The organism is Janibacter terrae (assembly GCF_039636765.1).
GTDB classification, from domain to species: Bacteria; Actinomycetota; Actinomycetes; order Actinomycetales; family Dermatophilaceae; genus Janibacter; species Janibacter terrae.
Map to the genome: position 1 here is coordinate 2,031,310 of NZ_CP144167.1, position 21,448 is coordinate 2,052,757.

The 21,448-nt window shown below is 71.6% G+C and carries 17 protein-coding genes; 9 read left to right on the forward strand and 8 right to left on the reverse strand.

What is annotated here, in order from left to right:
- Positions 1 to 66: 66 nt before the first annotated feature.
- The 7 genes from dxs (at position 67) to V3C34_RS09920 (ending at position 7,604) form a co-directional block, all read left to right on the forward strand.
- Positions 67 to 1,929 (forward strand): 1-deoxy-D-xylulose-5-phosphate synthase, encoded by a 1,863-nt coding sequence (gene dxs, locus V3C34_RS09890; RefSeq protein ID WP_346006936.1) that lies wholly within the window; start codon positions 67 to 69, stop codon positions 1,927 to 1,929.
- A 163-nt stretch (positions 1,930 to 2,092) separates the two neighbouring features.
- Complete coding sequence (locus V3C34_RS09895) at positions 2,093 to 3,301, forward strand: substrate-binding domain-containing protein (protein ID WP_346006938.1); 1,209 nt, start codon at positions 2,093 to 2,095, stop codon at positions 3,299 to 3,301.
- Complete coding sequence (locus V3C34_RS09900; RefSeq protein WP_346006940.1) at positions 3,298 to 4,032, forward strand: ABC transporter ATP-binding protein; 735 nt, start codon at positions 3,298 to 3,300, stop codon at positions 4,030 to 4,032. The genes V3C34_RS09895 and V3C34_RS09900 overlap by 4 nt, the downstream gene beginning before the upstream one ends.
- Positions 4,029 to 4,766, forward strand: a complete 738-nt coding sequence (locus V3C34_RS09905) for an ABC transporter ATP-binding protein (RefSeq protein ID WP_346006941.1) — start codon at positions 4,029 to 4,031, stop codon at positions 4,764 to 4,766. The genes V3C34_RS09900 and V3C34_RS09905 overlap by 4 nt, the downstream gene beginning before the upstream one ends.
- A complete protein-coding gene (locus V3C34_RS09910) occupies positions 4,763 to 5,647 on the forward strand; it encodes a branched-chain amino acid ABC transporter permease (RefSeq protein WP_068421844.1) in 885 nt (294 codons plus the stop codon). Before V3C34_RS09905 ends, V3C34_RS09910 begins: the two co-directional genes overlap by 4 nt.
- Positions 5,644 to 6,678: a branched-chain amino acid ABC transporter permease gene (locus tag V3C34_RS09915; protein ID WP_068421841.1), complete on the forward strand. Its 1,035-nt coding sequence runs from the start codon at positions 5,644 to 5,646 to the stop codon at positions 6,676 to 6,678. Before V3C34_RS09910 ends, V3C34_RS09915 begins: the two co-directional genes overlap by 4 nt.
- Positions 6,675 to 7,604, forward strand: coding sequence for an alpha/beta fold hydrolase (locus V3C34_RS09920; RefSeq protein WP_068421839.1), 930 nt, complete (start codon positions 6,675 to 6,677; stop codon positions 7,602 to 7,604). Before V3C34_RS09915 ends, V3C34_RS09920 begins: the two co-directional genes overlap by 4 nt.
- A gap of 113 nt (positions 7,605 to 7,717) precedes the next feature.
- Here V3C34_RS09920 and V3C34_RS09925 read toward each other — a convergent pair whose 3' ends face one another.
- Both V3C34_RS09925 and V3C34_RS09930 read right to left on the reverse strand, forming a co-directional pair.
- Positions 7,718 to 9,574, reverse strand: a complete 1,857-nt coding sequence (locus V3C34_RS09925) for a helix-turn-helix domain-containing protein (RefSeq protein WP_346006943.1) — start codon at positions 9,572 to 9,574, stop codon at positions 7,718 to 7,720.
- 23 nt (positions 9,575 to 9,597) lie between these two features.
- Positions 9,598 to 10,377 (reverse strand): 3-hydroxybutyrate dehydrogenase, encoded by a 780-nt coding sequence (locus V3C34_RS09930; RefSeq protein ID WP_346006945.1) that lies wholly within the window; start codon positions 10,375 to 10,377, stop codon positions 9,598 to 9,600.
- 177 nt (positions 10,378 to 10,554) lie between these two features.
- On the opposite strand from V3C34_RS09930, the gene V3C34_RS09935 reads away from it, so the two are divergent.
- Positions 10,555 to 12,069: a GntP family permease gene (locus V3C34_RS09935; RefSeq protein ID WP_346006946.1), complete on the forward strand. Its 1,515-nt coding sequence runs from the start codon at positions 10,555 to 10,557 to the stop codon at positions 12,067 to 12,069.
- Between the two features lie 152 nt (positions 12,070 to 12,221).
- Here V3C34_RS09935 and V3C34_RS09940 read toward each other — a convergent pair whose 3' ends face one another.
- The 5 genes from V3C34_RS09940 to V3C34_RS09960 form a co-directional block, all read right to left on the reverse strand.
- On the reverse strand, positions 12,222 to 13,763 hold the full coding sequence (locus tag V3C34_RS09940; RefSeq protein WP_068324609.1) for a UDP-N-acetylglucosamine 1-carboxyvinyltransferase: 1,542 nt from the start codon (positions 13,761 to 13,763) through the stop codon (positions 12,222 to 12,224).
- 206 nt (positions 13,764 to 13,969) lie between these two features.
- Entirely contained in the window at positions 13,970 to 16,042 is a 2,073-nt protein-coding gene (locus tag V3C34_RS09945; RefSeq protein WP_346006947.1) for a 3-hydroxyacyl-CoA dehydrogenase NAD-binding domain-containing protein, read from the reverse strand.
- Positions 16,039 to 17,256 (reverse strand): thiolase family protein, encoded by a 1,218-nt coding sequence (locus V3C34_RS09950; RefSeq protein WP_346006949.1) that lies wholly within the window; start codon positions 17,254 to 17,256, stop codon positions 16,039 to 16,041. The genes V3C34_RS09945 and V3C34_RS09950 overlap by 4 nt, the downstream gene beginning before the upstream one ends.
- A 251-nt stretch (positions 17,257 to 17,507) precedes the next feature.
- On the reverse strand, positions 17,508 to 18,740 hold the full coding sequence (locus tag V3C34_RS09955) for an HRDC domain-containing protein (RefSeq protein WP_338538206.1): 1,233 nt from the start codon (positions 18,738 to 18,740) through the stop codon (positions 17,508 to 17,510).
- Entirely contained in the window at positions 18,737 to 19,318 is a 582-nt protein-coding gene (locus V3C34_RS09960) for a DUF3000 domain-containing protein (RefSeq protein ID WP_068325413.1), read from the reverse strand. The genes V3C34_RS09955 and V3C34_RS09960 overlap by 4 nt, the downstream gene beginning before the upstream one ends.
- A 110-nt stretch (positions 19,319 to 19,428) precedes the next feature.
- On the opposite strand from V3C34_RS09960, the gene hemE reads away from it, so the two are divergent.
- A complete protein-coding gene (hemE, locus tag V3C34_RS09965) occupies positions 19,429 to 20,472 on the forward strand; it encodes a uroporphyrinogen decarboxylase (RefSeq protein ID WP_346006951.1) in 1,044 nt (347 codons plus the stop codon).
- Here the strand turns inward: hemE and V3C34_RS09970 are convergent.
- Complete coding sequence (locus V3C34_RS09970; protein WP_170307473.1) at positions 20,459 to 21,358, reverse strand: DUF4349 domain-containing protein; 900 nt, start codon at positions 21,356 to 21,358, stop codon at positions 20,459 to 20,461. The two genes, hemE and V3C34_RS09970, sit on opposite strands and share 14 nt — an antisense overlap.
- Positions 21,359 to 21,448: the final 90 nt, after the last annotated feature.

Sequence of the window (21,448 nt, forward strand, 5' to 3'; positions counted from 1 at the left end):
CACAGCCACTTTCCAGCCCGTGAGACGTAGACTCGTCCGGTCCCCACACCGGAAGGAACGGCCAGCGTGGCAGTCCTCGAGACGATCACCTCACCCGCAGACCTCAAGCGGCTCCCCGCGGAGCTGCTCGACACCCTCGCGGAGGAGATCCGGGCCTTCCTCGTCGCCGAGGTCTCGCGCAGCGGTGGCCACCTCGGGCCCAACCTCGGGGTCGTCGAGCTGACGATGGCGATCCACCGGGTCTTCGACTCCCCGCACGACACGGTCGTCTTCGACACCGGTCACCAGACCTACGTGCACAAGCTGCTCACCGGACGCCAGGACTTCGCCGCGCTGCGCACGCGCGACGGGATCTCCGGGTACCCGAGTCGCGCCGAGTCCGAGCACGACGTCGTGGAGAACAGCCACGCCTCGACCGCGCTGTCGTGGGCCGAGGGCATCGCCACGGGTTACCGCCTGCGCGGCGAGGAGCGCCACGCGGTGGCCGTCATCGGCGACGGCGCACTCACCGGCGGCATGGCCTGGGAGGCGCTGAACAACATCGCCGCGGACAAGGACCTGCCGCTCGTCATCATCGTCAACGACAACGAGCGCTCCTACGCCCCGACGATCGGCGGGCTCGCCGACCACCTGGCGATGCTACGCACCAACCGCCAGTACGAGCAGGTGCTCGACTGGGGCAAGGACCGGCTCAACCGCACCCCCGTCGTCGGCCGCGCGGTCTACCAGGCCTTCCACTCGATGAAGAAGGGCGCCAAGGACTTCTGGGCTCCGCAGGGGATGTTCGAGGACCTCGGCATCAAGTACCTCGGGCCGGTCGACGGCCACGACGAGCCGGCCGTCGAGCAGGCGCTGCGCCGGGCGCGGGCCTTCGGCGGGCCGGTGCTCGTGCACGTCATCACGCAGAAGGGGCGCGGCTACGAGCACGCGGTGGGCGACGTCGCCGACCAGTTCCACGCCGTCGGCAAGATCAACCCCGAGACGGGCCTCCCGCTGGAGATCGCCGGCAGGTCGTGGACCGACGAGTTCAGCGACGAGATGGTCGCGCTCGGCGCGGAGCGGCCCGATGTCGTCGCGATCACGGCGGCGATGATGATGCCGGTCGGGCTGCAGCCCTTCGCCGACGCCTACCCGGAGCGGATCTTCGACGTCGGGATCGCCGAGCAGCACGCGGCGACGATGTCCGCAGGCCTGGCCTACGCCGGCATGCACCCGGTCGTCGCGATCTACGCGACCTTCCTCAACCGCGCCTTCGACCAGCTCCTCATGGACTGCGCGATGCACCGGGCCGGGGTCACCTTCGTCCTCGACCGCTCGGGCGTCACCGGCCCGGACGGTGCGAGCCACCACGGCATGTGGGACATGTCCCTCGTCGCCCTCGTGCCCGGCCTGCGCCTCGCGGCGCCGCGCGACGGGTCCCAGGTCCGCCGCGCCCTGCGCGAGGCGGTCGGCGTCGACGACGGGCCGACGGTGATCCGCTTCCCCAAGGGGAGCGTCGCCGCCCCGCTCGAGGCGATCGCCACGGTCGACGGCCTCGACGTCCTCGCCGGCGACCTCTCCGTCGACCCCGAGGTGCTCATCGTGTCGGTGGGCTCCATGGCCGGGACGGCGACCACCGTCGCCGAGAAGCTCGCCGCCGAGGACCACCCGACCCTCGTCGTCGACCCGCGCTGGGTGCTGCCGGTGCCCGACGCCGTCGTCGAGCTGGCTCGCCGCGCCGGTCGCGTCGCGGTCATCGAGGACAACAACGTCGCGGGCGGGGTGGGGGCCGAGGTGGCGCGGGCGCTCGACGAGGCGGGGGTGGCCGTGCCGGTCCACCGCTTCGGGCTGCCCAAGGAGTTCATCCACCACGCCTCCCGGGCCCAGGTGCTCGAGTCCGTCGGGCTCACCCCCGACCCGATCGTCGAGCGGTTGCGCAGCCACCTCTGAGGTGAGGGGGCATGGCCCCGCAGGACACCCCCTTCGCCCGAATGTGGTCTGACCTCACACACCTCGCTCGGGCTCCGACGGCTTGACTTCCCTCACCGGTCGGACGTCAACGGTTCTCGTTGCAGCAAAGGCGCGAGCGTCCGCCGGAGGTGGAGGTCTTCCCATGTCGACGAAGCGTTGGAGTCTTGCCCTCGCGGGCGCAGCCCTGAGCCTGTCCGTTGCCGCGTGCGGCACCCCCGGTCAGGCGGGAGGTGGCGGGGGAGAGGGTGACGGGGGCGCGGACGGACCCCACAAGGTGGGCCTCGTCTACAGCAAGTCCGGGCCGCTCGCCCCCTACGGCGCGCAGTACAAGGCCGCCTTCGAGGTGGGCCTGGACTTCGCCACCGACGGGACCGGCGAGGTCGGCGGGCAGAAGATCGAGATCACCGAGAAGGACGACGCGGGTGACCCGGCCAAGGCCGTCTCCGCCGTCACCGACCTCATCGGCCAGGACAACGAGATCATCGCCGGCTCGACCGCCTCGGGCGTCGCCCTGCAGGTCGCGCCGCTCGCCCAGGACAACAAGACCCTCTTCATCTCCGGGCCCGCCGCGGCCGACGCGGTCACCGGCGCCAACGACTACACCTTCCGCTCGGGCCGGCAGACCTACCAGGACGTCGCGACGGCCGGCACGATGCTCGGCGACGTCAAGGGCAAGCGGGTCACCGTCCTCGCCCAGGACAGCGCCTTCGGCACCGCCAACATCGACGCCGTCAAGAGCGTGCTCGGGACGAAGGGGGCGAAGGTCACCGCGATCGAGGCGCCGGCCGGCGCGAAGGACTTCACGCCCTACGCGACGAAGATCAAGAGCCAGAAGCCGGACCTGCTCTTCGTCGCCTGGGCCGGTGACAACGCGACCTCGATGTGGGGCACGCTCTCGCAGCAGGGTGTCTTCGACACGACGAAGGTCGTGACGGGCCTCGACATCAAGGCGACCCACGCGCTCTTCGGCGAGGCCGGGACCAAGATCGACTTCCTCTCGCACTTCTTCGCCGGCGCGGCGGACAACGAGGCGTACACCGCGCTCGAGGAGGGCCTGAAGGAGGACGGCGAGGAGGTCGACCTCTTCAGCACCGACGGCTTCGTCGCCGCGCAGATGGTCGTCCGGGCGCTCGAGGAGGGCGACGGTGACGTCGACAAGATGGTCTCCTCGCTCGAGGGCTGGAAGTTCGAGGGACCCAAGGGGCAGATGGAGATCCGTCCCGAGGACCACGCGATGCTGCAGCCGATGTTCACCGTCTCGCTGAAGAAGGAGGGCAAGCAGTTCGTGCCCGAGCTCGGCGAGACCATCGACGCAGCCGACGTGGCCCCGCCCGTCGCGACGAAGAAGTGATCGCCGCCACCGACGTCGGGTGGCGGGTCGGAGGGGCACGGATCCTCGAGGGCATCACCCTCGGCGTCGGGGCCGGTGAGCTGCTCGGCATCATCGGCCCCAACGGCGCCGGGAAGTCCTCGCTCGTCAACATCCTCTCCGGCGTCACCCGACCCACCGAAGGACGGGTCACGCTCGGGGAGCAGGACGTCACCCGGCTCAGCTCCACCCGCCGCGCGCGGCGCGGGCTGGCCCGGTCCTTCCAGACCTCGGCGCTCTTCGACGGGCTGAGCGCTCACGAGAACGTGCGCCTGTCGATCCAGGCGTCGGGCGCCGCGCCGTTCTCCCCCTTCCGGCCTGCGGGCTCGGTGGGAGGGGAGCGGATCGCGGAGCTGCTGACCCTGGTGCGGATGCCGGGGAAGGAGACGGTCCTGGCCCGCGACCTCTCGCACGGAGACCGGCGCAAGCTCGAGCTGGCGATGGCCCTCGCCTCCGAGCCGAGCGTCCTGCTGCTCGACGAGCCGATGGCCGGGGTCTCGGCCGAGGACGTCGACGGGCTCACCGAGATCATCGGTGAGGTCAGGGACAGCGGGGTCGCCGTCGCCATGGTCGAGCACCACATGCACGTCGTGCTCGGCCTGGCCGACCGGGTCGCCGTCCTGCACCACGGACAGCTCCTCGCCGTCGGCAGCCCCACGGAGGTCACCTCCGACGACCGCGTGCAAGAGGCCTACCTGGGAGAAGCGCTGTGACCGACACCGACACGACGGGACCGAGAGCGGTCCTCGCCGTCGACGACCTGCACGTCCGCTACGGCGGCTCGCACATCCTCCAGGGCGTCTCCTTCCAGGTGCCGTCCACCGGCGTCACCGCCCTGCTCGGGCGCAACGGCGTGGGCAAGACGACGACGCTCAAGGCGATCCTCGGGCTCGCCCCGCGCACGGGTCGGATCGCCCTGCAGGGGACCGAGATCCAGGGACGGGCCACCACCCGGATCGTGCGCGACGGCATCGGCTACGTGCCCGAGGACCGCGAGGTCTTCGGCGGGCTGACGGTCGAGGAGAACCTGCGTCTCGTCGAGCCCGCGCTCGGCACCGACGCGCCCATCGTCCAACGGCTCTTCCCCGACCTGGTGGCCCGTCGCGCGCAGCGTGCCGGCACGCTGTCGGGGGGACAGCAGCAGATGGTCTCGCTCGCGCGGGTCCTGCTGCGGGACAACCGGTTGCTGCTCATCGACGAGCCGACCAAGGGCCTGGCGCCCAAGCTCGTCACCGAGGTCGCCGACGTCCTGGCGGAGGTCGGGCGGGAGACGCCGATCCTCCTCGTCGAGCAGAACCTGCCGCTCGTGCGGCGCATCGCCGACACGGTCGTCGTCCTCGACGCCGGGGTGGTCGTCCACACGGGGGCGGCGGCCGAGCTCGTCGCCGACCAGGAGCTGACGCGCGAGTTGCTCGGCGTCTCGATGCGACGGGAGGGGGCGGCATGAGCGAGTTCACCCTGATCCTCGCGACCGGCCTCGGGCTGGGCGCGCTGTACTTCCTGGCGGCCAGCGGGCTGAGCCTGATCTACGGACTCATGGGCGTGCTCAACTTCGCCCACAGCGCCTTCATGATGGCCGGCTCGTACGCCGGCTGGGAGACGATGCAGCGGCTGCCCGAGAGCATGTCGACCTCGCTGCGCCTCGGCGTCGCGGTCCTCGTCGCGCTCGTCGTCGGCGCCCTCATCGGCGTCGTCGTCGAGGTCTGCCTCATCCGGCCGCTCTACAAGCACCACATCCAGCAGGTGCTCGTCACCGTCGGTCTCTCCCTCGCGGCGGTCGCCGCTGCGCAGGCGGTCTGGGGCGCGGACCCCAAGGCGATCGACAAGCCCGGCTGGATGGCCGCCACGACCGACCTCGGCGGGGCACGCCTGCCCAACGACCGGCTGCTCTTCGTCGTCATCGCCATCGCCGTCTTCGTCGGACTGCTCGCGCTGCTGAAGTACACGCGGCTCGGCCTGATCATCCGGGCCGGTGTCGAGAACCGCACGATGGTCGAGGCGCTCGGCATCAACGTGCGCACGACCTTCACCATCGTCTTCGCGATGGGTGGGGCGGCCGCCGCACTGGCGGGAATCCTGTACTCGCAGTACGCGGGATCGGTCTCGCCCGCCCAGGGCGGGTCGCTGCTCATCTACGCCTTCATCGTCGTCGTCATCGGCGGCATGGGCTCGCTCGTCGGGACCGCGGTCGCCGCGGTCGCCGTGGGCCTGGTGCAGCAGCTCGCGAACTACTACGCCGTGAGCGGCGTCGGCGACCTCTCGGTCGTGCTGCTCCTCGCCCTCGTCCTGCTCCTCCGTCCCGCATCGCTGAAGGGTGGTCACGCATGAGCTCCCGGTCCCTGGTCAAGGCCCTGCCGGGTCTGGTCCTCCTCCTGGTTCTCCTCGTCCTGCCCTACGTCAGCGCGACCATCCCCGGAGTCCTGCCGGGGCGGGTCAACGGACCGGGCTCGCTGCAGCTGCTCTCCGTCTGCTTCGTCATCGCGGGCATCGCCCTGAGCTACGACGTGATCTTCGGGCGCACGGGGCTGCTGAGCTTCGGTCACGCGCTCTTCGTCGCGGCGGGCAGCTACCTGCTGACCATCTCGCTGTCGTCGTGGTCGCTCCCGCTGCCGCTCGCGATCCTCGTCGCGCTCGGTGTCACGACGCTGCTGGCGCTCGTCGTCGGGGGCATCGCGCTGCGGGTCGGTGGCATCGCCTTCGCGATGGTCACGCTGGCCTTCGCCCAGGCGGCGTCGATCATCGTGCTGCGCAACCCGGGCGATGTCACGGGTGGCGAGGAGGGGCTGGCACTCAACCGCGAGGCGATCCCCGCGATGCTCGTCGGGGTGCAGAACGCGCCCTACCGCTACTGGCTCGCCCTCGGGTTCGTCGTCCTCGCCTGGGTCCTCGTGGCGCTGCTCGTGCGCTCACGGGCCGGGCACGCGATGGCCGCGGTCCGGGAGAACGAGGCCCGCGCGGCCGTCCTCGGTTACGAGGTCTACCGCGTCAAGCTGCTCGCGATCGTCGTCGGGGCCTTCATCGGCGGCCTCGGGGGAGTGGTCCACGCGATCGTCCTCGGCGGCTCGAGCCCGCACGTCACGACGACCGAGTTCACCCTCTCGCTGCTGCTCATGGTCGTGCTCGGCGGCGCGGGCAAGATGTGGGGTGCGGTCGTGGGAGGGTTCCTCTACCACTACGCCGACGCCCGACTCGTCGAGCTCAGCGGGTCCACGATCCTCGGGGGCCTGCCCGACCTCGTCCAGCGACTGCTGGGGGAGCCGCTCTTCATCCTCGGCATCCTCTTCGTCGCGATCGTGTACTTCGCGCCCCAGGGCATCACGGGCCTGGGAGCGCGGCTGCTCCGGCGGGAGCGGGCATGAGCACCGCGGCGAGCTTCGTCATCGAGCTGCCGGTCGGCAGCCTCGCGATCCACGACCTCACCGTCGGGACCGCCCGGCCCGGGGCGCCGGTCGTCCTGCTCGTCCACGGCATCACGGCCAACGGGCTGTCGTGGCGACGGGTGGCCGACGAGCTGCACCACCGTCACGGGGCGGGGGCCGTGCGGGTCCTCGCCCCGGACCTGAGGGGGCGGGCGGCGAGCCGCGAGGCGCCGGGGCCGTACGGGCTGGCGACCCACGCCGCCGACCTGCGCACGGTCATCGGTGTCTTCGGTGCCCATCCGGTGCTCGTGGGGCACTCCATGGGCGGCTTCGTCGCGGCGCTCGCCGCCGCCGCGGACCCCGACCTGTACCGCTCGCTCGTCCTCGTCGACGGCGGTCTGGCCTTCCCGCCGCCACCGGACCTGGACATCGACGCGGCGCTGACGGCCGTCATCGGTCCAGCGATGGCGAGGCTGTCGATGCGCTTCGCCGACGAGGCGGCGCACCTGGAGTTCTGGCGCCAGCACCCGGCCCTCGGCGCGCTGCTGGCCGGCGGCCCGGTCGCCGACGCCGTCCGGCGCTACCTCGACCACGACCTCGTCCCCGCTCCCGACGCACCGGGGCAGTGGATGAGCTCGTGCCTCCTCGAGGCCGTCCGCGCCGACGGTGCCGACGTCCTCACCGACGAGGCCGCGCACTCGGCCGCCGCCCGCGCGGTCGCGGCGGGCCTGCCCGTCGAGCTCGTCTGGGCGCACCGCGGCCTGCTCGACGAGCCACAGGGGCTCTACGACGAAGGGAGGATCGACGCCCTTCGGCTGCCACCGCAGATCGCGGTGCACGGTGTCGACGCCAACCACTACGACGTCATCCTCCGTGGTGACGGTCTGGCGGCCGTCGTCGACGCGATCGACCGGGGCCTGGCCTGAGCGCACCCCCCCCCGCTCTGCACGATAAACCTCGCCTTCGCAAGAGTTTCAAACTCTTGCGAAGGCGAGGTTTATCGGGTCACCCGAGAATCTTGGGGCGCGCGGGACGACGCTCAGGCAGCGAGCAGACGGCGCAGGCGTAGGGCGAGCTGGATCTCCAGGGCCCGGTCGGGGTGCTGCCAGTCGTCACCGAGCAGCGCCGCGATGCGCGAGAGGCGCTGGGCCACGGTGTTGACGTGGACGTGCAGTTCGGTGGCCGCGTGCCGCGGGCTGGAGCCGGCCGCGAAGTAGGCCGCCAGGGTCCCGACGAGGTCGCTGCCGCGCTCGCGGTCGTAGTTGAGCGCCGGTCCGAGGACCGAGTCCACGTAGTCCTGCACGTCCGGGTCCGACCCGACGATGAGCCCTGCGAAGCCGAGCTCGCGGGCCGCCGCACCCGTGCCGGCGCGCCCCAGCGCGATGAGCGCCGCGACGGTGCGGGCGCCGTCGTCGTGGGCAGCGGGCAGGTCGTCGACGTCCCGGACCGGACCGCAGCCACCGACCGTGATCCGCGGACCGCGCGTCACCCGCTCGGCGAGCGAGCCGGCCAGGCGGTCCGGGTCGTCACCCGGCACGAGGGCGACGATCGAGTCCTCGTGGGTCCCGACGAGGCTGCCCTCGCCGAGCAGGGTGCTCACGGTGAGGGCGAGCGCGCGCTGCTGGGTCGGGTCACCGCCCCGGACGACGAGCAGGCAGTAGGGCTGTCGGTGGTCCAGACCCGCGGAGCGGAGGCACCCGGTGCGGTCGTCGTGGCTGCCCCGTGCCGTGAGGAGGTCGGCGACGACGCGGTTGCGCGCGCTCTGCCGGGCGTCGTCGGCCTGGCGCTCGAAGAGGAGGACGAGCGCGGTGACGACGGCCGCACGCTCGACGGTGCGCTGGTCGCTGTCCTCCAGCGTGCCCTGGCCGCCCACGACGAGCGTGCCGAGCTGCTCGCGCGACGCCGTGACGCCGATGGCGTGGACCCCGGCGTGCTCCGCGAGCCGGGCCGGTTCGCTCCGCGCGCGGTCGACCGCCGCGTTGGCGAGCAGCTCGTCCTCGTCGTCGGCGGTGGGCGCCGGGCCGAAGACGCTGCGGCGCTCCCCGCTGTCGGAGTAGAGGACCGCCCAGCCGCCGAGCAGCTCGACGAGCGCGCGGGTGACGTCCTCGACGCCACCCCCTTCGAGCACCACGGAGGCGAAGCGGTCGTGCGCCGCGGCGGCCCGCTGGACGCCGTGGGACTGGTGACGCATCGTCTCGTGGGCCGCGGAGAGGGCAGCGAGCGCCTCCCGGGCGTCGGCGAGCGCACGGGTCTGCACGATGGCGACCGCTGCGAGCGCGGCGAGGTTGCCGAGGAGCCCGACCTCGTCGTGGGAGAAGGGTCGTGGCGTCCGGTTGGCGGCGAAGAGCACCCCGACGAAGTTGGACTCGACGATGAGCGGCGTGCCGCAGATGGCGATGATGCCCTCGTCGCCCACGCCGTGGTCGATGGTCGACGTGTGGCTGAACCGCAGGTCCGAGGGGTAGTCCGCGGTCCAGTACGGCTTGCGGGTGGAGGCGACGAGCCCGCCGAGCCCGTCGCCGAGGGAGAGCCGCAACGACTGGAAGTCCGCCGACACGGAGCCGTCGGTCACGCGCATGAAGGTGTCGCCGGCCTCCGGGTCGTACAGCGTGAGGTAGGCCAGGTCCGTGCCGAGCAGGGTCCTGGCCCGGCGGACGATCGCCTCGAGGACCAGAGCCGGGTCGATCTCCGAGGCCAGCTCCCGGGCGATGTCGAGCAGAGCGCTCTGCGCGGCCTCCCGCCGCCGGTGGGTCTCGCGCGCACTGCCGATGCGCAGCGCGAGGTCCCGGGCCTGCTCGGGGGCCGGACTGTCGGCGAGCAGGGACAGCGGGGCGTCGGCGGCCAGGAGCTCGAGCAGGCGGATCACCTGCTCCAGGGGCGCGTCCTCGCTCGACATGGGGTGCATCCTAGGCACCGGGCTCAGTGCGCGGTCCAGCCGCCGTCGACCGGGAGCGAGGACCCGGTGATGCTCGTCGCGGCGGGGGTGCACAGGAAGAGGGCCATCGCCGCGACCTCGTCGACCTCGACGAGCCGCTTGATCGCCACGGGCGCGAGCATGATCTGCTCGAGGACCTCGTCCTCGGGGATGCCGTGGGTGCTGGCCTGGTCCGCGATCTGCTTCTCCACGAGCGGGGTGCGCACGTAGGCCGGGTTGAGGCAGTTGCTCGTCACCCCGTGCGGCGCGCCCTCCAGCGCGACCACCTTGCTCAGCCCCTCGAGGCCGTGCTTGGCGGAGACGTAGGCGGACTTGAAGGCGCTGGCGCGCAGGCCGTGCACGCTCGAGACGTTGATGATGCGTCCCCAGCCCTGCGCGTACATGTGCGGCAGGTTGTCGCGGATCAGCCGGAAGGGTGACTGGAGCATCAACCGGTGGATGAGGTCGAAGCGCTCCACCGGGAACTCGTGCACGGGGCTGACGTACTGGATGCCGGCGTTGTTGACGAGGACGTCGACCTCGCCCGGCAGGTCCGCCAAGGCGTCGAGGTCGGCCAGGTCGGCGGCGCGCGTGTCCACGACCAGGCCCGGGAGGCCCTCGACGAGGTGCGTCAGACCCCCTTCGTCCAGGTCGACGGCGGTGACCCGCGCGCCGGCGGCGGCGAACCCGGCGACGCAGGCGGCGCCGATGCCGCTCGCGGCGCCGGTGACCAGGACGTGACGGCCGGACAGGTCGGGGACCAGGGAGGTGTGGGGGGAGCTCATGACGAGCAAGGTACGAGCCGTCAGGTCGGTGGCATGTGGGGCCGGACCACGTGATCTGGGTGAAAGGGTGTGCCGACACACCGAAGGTCCGCCCCGGACGTGGTGCCACGATCGGGGGCGCCACACTGGCGTCGGCAGGGCCGACGTCGTCCCTGAATGACGAAAGTAGGAAGACCGATGTCCCTAGGACTCGTCGGCATCGTCCTGTCGCTCGGCCTGCTCATGTACCTGGCCTACCGCGGCATCAACGTGCTGATCCTCGCCCCGATCCTCGCCCTGCTGGCGACGCTGCTGGCCGGCGGGCCGCTGCTCGCGACGTACACGCAGGTCTTCATGCCGGCCCTGGGCAAGTACGCCATCACGTACTTCCCGCTCTTCCTCCTCGGAGCGATCTTCGGCAAGGTCATGGATGTCAGCGGCTCCGCCAAGGCGATCGCCGACTTCATCGTCGACCGGATCGGCGCCTCGCGCGCGATCCTCGCCATCACCCTGGCCTGCGGCATCCTCACCTACGGCGGCGTCTCGCTCTTCGTCGTCGCCTTCGCGGTCTTCCCGATCGCCGCAGCGCTCTTCAAGGAGTCCGGCATCCCCAAGCGGCTCATCCCCGCGACGATCGCCCTGGGGTCCTTCACCTTCACGATGACCGCCCTGCCGGGCACGCCCGCGATCCAGAACGCGATCCCGTCGCCGTACTTCTCGACGAACGCCTTCGCGGCCCCCGGCCTGGGTCTCGTCGCCGGCCTGATCATGTTCGGCGGCGGTGTCGCGTGGCTGAACCACCGCTCCCGCAAGCTCGTCGCGGCGGGCGAGGTCTACGAGCCCCCGGTGATGCCGGGCGGCGGCGGCTTCCTCGGCCTCGGTGGCAGGAAGAGCGACGACGACGCCCCGCTCGACGGCGGCGACGGCAGCGCCGGCGCCACCGTCGCGGTCAAGGAGAAGGCCCCGGCACTCGAGGTCAGCGAGACCGACGAGGACCTCATGGACCGTCCCGAGGTCCCGTGGGCCATCGCCTTCCTCCCGATCTTCGTCGTCATCGCGCTCAACTACGCGCTCGTCAACTGGATCTTCCCCGCGATGGACTTCGAGTACCTCAAGCAGGAGGCCTACGGGTCGGTCGGCATCGACGACGTCGCCGGCATCTGGGGCATCATCGTCGCGCTCGTCGCCTCCATCGTCATCGCGCTGGGCGCCAACTGGACCCGGATCGCCGACGTCAAGGGTGCGGTCAACGAGGGCACGATGGGTTCGCTGCTCCCGATCTTCAACACCGCGTCCGAGGTCGGCTACGGAGCCGTCATCAGCTCGCTGGCCGCCTTCGCCACGATCAAGGACGCCGTCCTGGGCATCTCGGGCAACCCGCTCGTCTCGCTGGCCCTCTCGGTCAACGTCCTCGCCGGGATCACCGGGTCCGCGTCCGGCGGCATGAGCATCGCCCTCGAGGCCCTCGGCGACCAGTTCAAGACGATGGCCATCGAGCAGGGGATCAGCCTCGAGCTCGTCCACCGCGTCACCGCGATCTCCTCGGGTGGCTTCGACGCCCTGCCGCACAACGGCGCCGTCATCACGCTGCTCGCGATCTGCGGCCTGAGCCACCGGCAGTCCTACAAGGACATCGCGGTCGTCGCGATCGCCGTCCCTGTCCTCGCGCTGGTCGTCGTGATCCTGCTCGGCACGATCTTCGGCAGCTTCTGACCGACCAGAGGACGAAGGGCGCCGCCCTGAGGAGCTTGCTCAGCAAGCGTCTCGAAGGGCGCCGCCCTGAGGAGCTTGCGCAGCAAGCGTGTCGAAGGGGGAGGCCCCACCGGTGATCCGGTGGGGCCTCCCCTTCGTCGTGCGCGGGAACGTCAGCCGATGTCGCGGAAGGGCTGCACGCTGGCCCCGAGCGCGTTGAGGCGCTCGGCCAGGTCCTCGTAGCCGCGGTTGATGACGTAGACGTTGCGCAGGTAGGACGTGCCCGGCGCGGCGAGCATCGCGAGCAGCACGACGACGCCGGGACGCAGCGCCGGCGGGCAGGTGACCTCGTTCGCGCGCCACCGGTTGGGGCCCTCGACGAGCACGCGGTGCGGGTCCATGAGGGTGACCTTGCCGCCGATCTTGTTGAGCTCGGTGAGGTAGATCGCCCGGTTGTCGTACACCCAGTCGTGGATCGTCGTCGTGCCCTCGGCGCAGGCGGCGATGAGGGCGAAGAAGGGCAGGTTGTCGATGTTCAGACCGGGGAAGGGCATCGGGTGGATCTTGTCGATCGGCGCCTTGAGCGGCCCGGGGTGGGTGGTGATGTCGACGAGGCGGGTGCGGCCGTTGTCGGCGAGGTACTCCTGCGAGAGGGAGTACTTCATGCCCATGCCGGCGAGGGTCGCCAGCTCGATCTCGAGGAACTCGATGGGGGAGCGGCGGATCGTGATCTCGGACTTGGTGACGACCGCGGCGGCGATCAGGCTCATGGCCTCGATCGGGTCCTCGCTCGGTGCGTACTCGACGTCGACGTCGATCTCGGTGAGCCCGATGACCTCGAGGGTCGTGGTGCCGATGCCCTTGACCTGGACACCGAGCTTCTCGAGGAAGAAGCACAGGTCCTGGACCATGTAGTTGGGCGAGGCGTTGCGGATCGTCGTGCGCCCCGGGTGACGGGCGGCAGCCATGAGCGCGTTCTCCGTGACGGTGTCGCCGCGCTCGGTGAGGATGATCGTCGTGTCGGTGGCGTCCTGGTCGGTGACCTTCGCCTCGTACCAGCCCTGGGTGGCCGTCACGTCGAGGCCGAAGTGGGTCAGCGAGGTCATGTGCGGCTCGACGGTGCGGGTGCCGAGGTCGCAGCCGCCGGCGTAGGGCAGCCGGAAGCTGTCGAACTCGTGCAGCAGCGGGCCGAGGAACATGATCACCGTGCGGGTGCGCCGTGCGGCCTCCTCGTCCATGGCGTCGAGGTTGATCCGCGCCGGAGGGGTGATCTCGAGGTCGGAGCTGTCGGGGAGCCAGCGGGTCTTGACCCCGATGGAGTCGAGGACCTCGAGGATCCGGTTGACCTCCTCGATGCGGGCCAGGTTGCGCAGGGTCGTCGTGCCCTTGTTGAGCAGCGACGCGCAGAGCAGGGCGACGGCGGCGTTCTTGCTCGTCTTGACGTCGATCGCTCCGGAGAGGCGACGTCCCCCCTCGATCTTCAGGTGGACCGCGCCACTGGTCGGGGTGCGGGTCAGGGCGACGAGCTCGGTGTCGAGCGTCTCGCTGATCCGGGCGAGGTTGTCGAGCGTCAGGTTCTGACCGCCCGCCTCGATGCGGGCGACCGCGCTCTGGCTGGTCTCCAGCTTCACCGCGAGGTCCGCTTGGGAGAGGCCGGCGCGGTGACGCGCCTCCTTGATGGTGGTGCCGATACGGGCCAGGTAGTCATCAGACATGCGCTCAACCGTAACCCATATATGAGATAGAAGCAGATCTTGGGATCCCGTGCGTGTCGTGACGAAGGGGGAGGTCCCGCCGAGCGGCGGGACCTCCCCCTTCGAGACGCTTGCTGAGCAAGCTCCTCAGGGCGGCGCCCTTCGAGACGCTTGATGAGCAAGCTCCTCAGGGCGGCGCCCTTCGAGACGCTTGCTGAGCCCGCGCCTCAGGCCGGGACGCTGGCAGCGCCGCGGGGCAGGAAACGCTGGCCGGTGACCTGCTCCGAGATGCCCTCACGGTCGAGGAGCGGGGTGAGGCCGCCGTTCCAGAACTGGAACCCGGCGCCGGTGATCATCGCCAGGTCGATGTCCATCGGGGCCTGGGCGACACCGTCGTCGAGCATCGTGCGGACCTCTTCGGCGAGGACGCCGAGGACGCGCTCGCGCACCTGCTGGGAGGTCAGCTCGACCGGGGAGGCGGGGACCGTGAGCAGCTCGGCCACGCCGTCGTCGTCGTAGCCACGCTTGCCCGCCTCGACGATCGCCCTGAGGTTCGGCGAGACGTAGAACCGCTCGCCGAGCTCGCGGTGGAGGGTCTGGCTGTTGTGCAGCGCGATCGCCGGCCCGACGAGGCCGACGAGGACCTGCGGGGGCATCGGGGCCAGGCCGGCGACGCCCTCGTTCGCGACCTCGACGGGGGTGCCCTCGTCGACGATCCGGCTGAACTCGCCCATGAACCGGCCGAGCAGGCGGTTGGCGATGAAGGACGGCGAGTCCTTGACGAGGATGCACGTCTTCTTCAGGCCCTTGCCGGTGGCGAAGGCCGTCGCGAGCGCCGCGTCGTCCGTCCGCTCGCCCGGGATGATCTCGAGCAGCGGCATGACCGCGACCGGGTTGAAGAAGTGGAACCCGACGACCCGCTCCGGGTGCCGCAGCCGCGACGCCATCTCGGTGATGGACAGCGACGAGGTGTTGGACGCGAGCACGCACTCGGGCGTGACGATCTGCTCGACCTCGGCCCAGACCTGCTGCTTGACGCCCATCTCCTCGAAGACGGCCTCGATGACGAAGTCCGCGTCGGCGAACCCGTCCTTGCTCGTGGAGCCGGTGATGAGCGCCTTGAGCTGGTTGGCCTTGTCCTGCGTGATCCTGCCCTTGCCCAGGGACGCGTCGATCTCGGCGTGGACGTACGCGACGCCCTTGTCCACACGCGCCTGGTCGAGGTCGGTCATGACGACCGGCACCTTGAGCGAGCGGATGAAGAGCAGCGCCAGCTGGCTGGCCATCAGGCCGGCGCCCACGATGCCGACCTTGCCGACGGGACGGGCGAGGGCCTTGTCCGGGGCGCCGGCAGGACGCTTGGCGCGCTTCTGCACGAGGTCGAAGGAGTACAGGCCGGCGCGCAGCTCGTCGCCCATGAGGAGGTCGGCCAGGGCCTCGTTCTCGGCGGCGAAGGCGGCGTCGCGTCCGGCCGTGCGGGCGGCGGTGACGAGCTCGATGGCACGGTAGGGCGAAGGGGACTTCCCCGCGGTCTTCGCGTCGGCGAGCTGGGTGGCGGCCGCGGCAGCGGCCTCCCACACGGCGGCGTCGTCGCTGACCGGCTCGCGCTCGACCGTCGTCTCCCCGGAGAGGACCCCGGCCGTCCAGATGATCGACTGCTCGAGGAAGTCGGCGCCGTCGAGGAGGACGTCGGCCAGGCCGAGAGAGGCGGCCGCCGGGCCGCTCAGCATCCGGTTGGTGCTCAGCGGGTTCTCGATGATGACCCGCAGCGCCTTCTCCGGTCCGACGAGGCGGGGGAGGAGGTAGCAGCCGCCCCAGCCCGGCACGAGCCCGAGGAAGACCTCCGGCAGGGCGATCGCGGGCACGGCCCTGCTCATGGTGCGGTAGTCGCAGGCGAGCGACAGCTCGACGCCGCCACCCATCGCGGCCCCGTTGACGAAGGCGAAGGTCGGCACCGGCAGGTCCATGACGGCCGCATAGGCGGCGTGGCCGGCGCGGGCGATCTCGAGGGCCTGCTCGCGGGTGGCGACACCCGGGACGCCGGAGAGGTCGGCACCGACGGCGAAGACGAAGGGCTTGCCGGTGACGGCGACCGCGACGATCTCGCCCGCCTCCGCACGCTGCTGCAGGGTCTCGACGACGGCTGACAGGCCGGCCAGGCCCTCGGGACCGAAGGTGTTGGGCCTGGTGTGGTCGTGGCCGTTGTCCAGGGTGATCAGGGCCAGAGTGCCGCCGTCGGCGGGGAGCTGGACGTCCTGGACGAGGGCCCGGGTGACGACCTCGGGGGTGGTGGGGCTCATGCTCGGTCCTCCTTGCCGTAGTCGGCGTGGTGCGGGTTCTCCCAGATGACGGCGCCGCCCATGCCGATGCCGATGCACATGGCGGTCATGCCGTAGCGGACGCTCGGGTCCTCCGCGAACTGCCGGGCGAGCTGGGTCATCAGGCGCACGCCGGAGGAGGCGAGCGGGTGACCGGTCGCGATCGCGCCGCCGTAGCGGTTGACCTTGTCGGAGTCGTCGTCGATGCCGAAGTGCTCGAGGAAGGCGAGCACCTGCACGGCGAAGGCCTCGTTGAGCTCGAAGAGCCCGATGTCGTCGATGCCCAGGCCGGCCTTGGCCAGGGCCTTCTCCGCGGCGGGGACGGGGCCGTACCCCATGACCTCCGGCTCGACGCCGACGAAGGCGAACTCGACGAGGCGCATGCCGATCGGCAGACCCAGCTCGTGGGCCGCGTCCTCCGCGGCGAGGAGGCACGCGGTCGCGCCGTCGTTGAGCCCGGCGGCGTTGCCCGCGGTCACGTTGCCGTGGGGGCGGAAGGGGGTCTTGAGACCGGCGAGCGACTCGAGCGTCGTCTGGGGGCGCGGGGGCTCGTCCGTCGTGGCCAGGCCCCAGCCCTTGTCTGCGTGGCGGGTCGCGGTCGGCACGAGGTCGGGCTGGATCCTGCCGTCCTCGTAGGCCCGGGCGAGCTTGCGCTGGCTGTTGACGGCGAACTTGTCCGAGCGCTCCTTGGTGAGGCTCGGGTAGCGGTCGTGCAGGTTCTCGGCCGTCTTGCCCATGACGAGGGCGGACGGGTCGACGAGCTTCTCGGCGACGACACGCGGGTTGGGGTCGACGCCCTCGCCCATGGGGTGACGGCCCATGTGCTCGACGCCCCCGGCCACGGCGATGTCGATGGACCCGAAGGAGATCGCGCCAGCGACATTGGTCACCGCGGTCATCGCGCCCGCGCACATGCGGTCGATCGAGTAACCGGGGGTCGTGGTGGGCAGGCCCGACAGCAGCGCGGCCATGCGACCGAGGGTGAGGCCCTGGTCCCCGATCTGGGTGGTCGCGGCGATCGCGACCTCCTCCACGCGCTCGGGCGGCAGCTGCGGGTGGCGCCGCATGAGCTCTCGGATGCAGTTGATGACGAGGTCGTCGGCGCGGGTCTGGGCGTACATGCCCTTGTCCCCGGCCTTGCCGAACGGTGTGCGGACGCCGTCGACGAAGACGACCTCACGAGAAGTGCGGGGCACGGTTGGCCTCTCTGTCGTGGTGCAGGTGGCCTCAGGCTACTAAGCGCTTGCTTATCTGCCATCAGCTCGTGCAGTGACGCGTCCCACAGGCGGGCAGACAGCCACGTCCTGGAGGGAGCAACCGGGCAGACACGTTCCCTGAGGGAGCGGCCGGGCAGACACGTTCCCTGAGGGAGCGGCCGGGCAGACACGTTCCCTGAGGAGGTTGCGCAGCAACCGTCTCGAAGGGACGGCCGCACCAGGCGCGCAGGTCAGGCGTCGGGGTGGGCGGCGAAGGCGTCGGCGATCATCGGCGCGACGATCTCGCGCTGCCAGGGGCGCACGCCGAGGTCGGCGAGCGCGGAGGCGAAGGCCTCGGGACTGCGCTCGGCAGGTGGCGACCAGATGACCCGGCGGAGCGGGTCGGGCGAGCAGACGTTCTCGATCGGGATCGTGTGCTCCTCGGCGAAGGCGCCGAGGCTCTCGCGCGTCGTCGTCAGCCGCTCGGCCGCGATCGGGTCACGGTTGGCCCACGAGCGTTGCGGTGGGGGGCCGTCCGACTTCAGCGAGGGTGCGGGCAGCTCGTCGTCGCCGAGGTTGCGGGCGCGCTGGACCGCGTCGAGCCAGGCGCGCTGGCTGCGCTGGATCGCGCGGTGGCCCCGTGGCAGGTCGCCCGCGGACTGCGGGTTGGCCAGCGCGATGTCGACGAGGGAGGTGTCGGGGATGACGCGGCCGGGAGAGGTGTCGCGGTCCCGGGCGATGCGGTCACGCTCGTACCAGAGCTCGCGCACGGTCGCGAGGACCCGGGGCTGACGGATCTTGTGCAGACCCGAGGTGCGGCGCCACGGGTCCTCCTTGACGGCCGGCCGCCAGGTGAGCAGCGCCTCGAACTCCTGGCGAGCCCACTCACTCTTGCCCTGCGCGGCCAGGTCGATCCCCATGAGGTTGCGCAGCTCGGTGAGGACCTCGACGTCGAGGGCGGCGTAGCGCAGCCACGGCTCGGGCAGCGGACGCGTCGACCAGTCGACGGCCGAGTGCTCCTTGGCCAGGCTGATCCCGAGGTAGTGCTCGATGACGGCGGACAGGCCCACCCGGGGCAGCCCGAGGAGCCGGGCGCCGAGCTCGGTGTCGAAGATCTGGCGGGGCGACAGGCCGAGGTCCTGCAGGCAGGGCAGGTCCTGGGTGGCCGCGTGCAGGATCCACTCGCCGGTGCCGATGGCCCGGTCGAGGGGGTCGAGGTCGGGCAGCGTCACCGGGTCGATGAGCCAGGTGCCGGCGCCGTCACGGCGCACCTGGACGAGGTAGGCGCTCTGGCCGTAGCGGTAGCCGGAGGCGCGCTCGGCGTCGAGGGCCACCGGGCCGGTGCCCGAGGCGATCGCCGCTGCGCAGTCGTCGAGCTCGGACTCGGAGGTGATGACCGGCGGCACCCCGTCGGCGGGGGCGGTGAGGACGGGGAGCGGGGCCTCCTCGGCGGCGCTCCCGTCCGGTGCGGGCGGCTGGCTCAACGACGCCGCCCCGGGAGGGCCACCACTCCAGGCGGCAGGGGCGGCAGGCCCCCGACGGTGGCGAGCATGTCGATCCAGGCGAGCAGGTGGGTGCCGACGGAGGCGTCGGCGGGACTCCACGACGCACGGATCTCCATCTCGACGCCCACCTCCCGGTCCTCCAGGTCGCCGAAGGACTCCGACACGACGTGCGTGACGGTGCCCGCGAGGTTGGCGTCGCCGACCCCGTGCGCCTCGAGCGCGTCGGTGAGCCAGGACCAGCCGACGGCACCGAGCATCGGGTCACCGGCGACCTCGGCCTCGAGCTCGGCCCGGGCGAAGGTCACGACCCGCCACGGACCGCCCCAGGGCTCGGGCTCCGCCGGGTCGTGCAGCAGGACGAAGCGTCCGGTCGCGAGGTCCTCGCCGTCCTCGGAGTCGACGATGTCGGCGGTCATCGCGACGGCGTCGGGGGCGAGCCGGGTCGGCGCGGGCACCTCGGTGAGGCGGACCTCGGGGCGCAGGCGGGTCTCGTGCAGGCTCCGCAGTGCGCGGGCGAAGTCCGGCGACGGTGCGTCGGAGATCTCTCGGGTGGCCACCTCGTGAGACTAGGTCGCGCGGGGCCGTTCGCGCGGGAGGGCACGCCGAGGGGCGGCGACGAAGGGGGAGACCCCCTTTCGTCCTGCGGTCACCGTGGGAGGATGCGAGCGTGACCACCACTGCCTCGCCCTCCGACAGCCCCCTCGTCCGCGCGGCGCGTGGCGAGTCCGTGCCCCACACGCCGGTGTGGTTCATGCGCCAGGCCGGGCGGTCGCTGCCCGAGTACCGGGAGATCCGTCGCGGGACGGACATGCTTCAGGCCTGCCGCACCCCCGACCTCGTCACCGAGATCACCCTGCAGCCGGTCCGCCGGCACCGCGTCGACGCGGCGATCTACTTCTCCGACATCGTCGTGCCGCTCGAGGCCACGGGCATCGCCATCGACATCGAGCCGGGGGTCGGGCCGGTACTCGACCAGCCCTTCGAGTCCCGCGCCGACCTCGACCGCATCCCCGAGCTGACGCCGGAGATGATCCCGGACATCACCGAGTCCGTCCGGCGGATCGTCCTCGAGCTCGGTCCGACGCCGCTCATCGGTTTCGCCGGGGCGCCCTTCACCCTCGCCTCGTACCTGATCGAGGGCGGGCCGAGCAAGAACCACGAGCTGACCAAGTCGCTCATGCACGGGGACCCGCAGCTGTGGAACGACCTGTGCGAGCGCCTGACCCAGATCTCGACCGCCTTCCTCCAGGTGCAGGTCGAGGCCGGCGCCAGCGCGATCCAGCTCTTCGACAGCTGGGCCGGGTTCCTGTCCAAGGCCGACTACCGCAGGTACGTCCTACCGCACAGCCGCGCCACGCTCGCCGCCCTCGCCGACTCGGGTGTGCCGCGCATCCACTTCGGCGTGGGGACCGGTGAGCTGCTCCCCGACATGGCCGGCGCAGGGACCGAGGTCATCGGTGTCGACTACCGCGTCAACCTCGCCGAGGCCATCGAGCGGGTCGGCAGCACCCACCCGGTCCAGGGCAACCTCGACCCGGCGCTGCTCTTCGCCCCCTGGGAGGTCGTCGAGCGCGAGGTGCGGCGCATCCTGCAGGAGGGCCGCGCCGCACCCGGTCACATCTTCAACCTCGGCCACGGGGTCCTGCCCGACACCGACCCGGTGGTCCTCACCCGCGTCGTCGAGCTCGTGCACGACGTCAGCGCGCGGTAGTCCCCGTCAGTCCCGGCCGGCGGGTGCGGCGACGCAGCCACCACACGAGCGGGCCGCCGAGCACCAGGCCGGTCACGGCGAAGGGGGTCACCGCGCCCAGCACGGTCGCGCCCACCTCGAGCGCCGAGGTGAAGGCCCGCCAGCCGTCCTGCAGGCCGGCGCCGAAGCCGGTCTCGTCCTCGGCTGGTCCGTCCGCAGGAGGCGGCTCGGTCGACAGGCTCACCGTCACGGGGGCCGTCGTCGTCCGCCGCTCCAGGGCCGTGCGCTGGCTGACCATCGACTCGAGGTCCGCCTCGCGCGTGGACAGCTCGTCCTCGAGCGTGACGATCTGGCTCAGGTCCTCGGTGGAGGCGATGAGCTTGCGCAGGCGCTCGACCGACCGCGTGAGGGTCCGCACCCGCGAGGACGTGTCCGTGTACTGCGAGCTGAGGTCCTCGGCCGTGCTCGTGCGCTGCGTGACGTGGCCGACGTCGGCGAGCGTCGTCATCGTCGCGTCCAGCTCGGCGACGGGCACGGTGACGGTGATCTCGGCCCAGGCGCGGCCCCCTTCGTCGGTCGCGGCCCGCGAGTCCTCGGACGAGACGTAGCCCTCGACCTCGCTCGCCGCCGAACGCACCTTGGCGCTGGCCTGCTCGACGTCCTCGACGGTGATCGACATGCGGGCCGTCCGCGCGACGTGGGCGTTGCTCGGGGCCTTGTAGCTGCCGGCGCTCCTGACGTCCTTCGCGGCCTCGCCCGACCCGGCTGCGGAGTCCGACGCCGCGCTCGCCCCACTCTCCGGCCCGACGGCGTCGCCGCCCTCGGAGCCGCCGGCGCTGCAGCCGGCGAGGGCGATCCCGCCCGCCGCCACGAGTGCCGCCCAGGTCCTCGTCTGCGTGGTCCTCATCGTGCTGCCCCCTGCTGCTCGCGCGGTCGGGCGGTCCCGACCGTCTCGTGCCTCGGACGCGACGAGGGCACCGATCGGTTCCATCTGCGC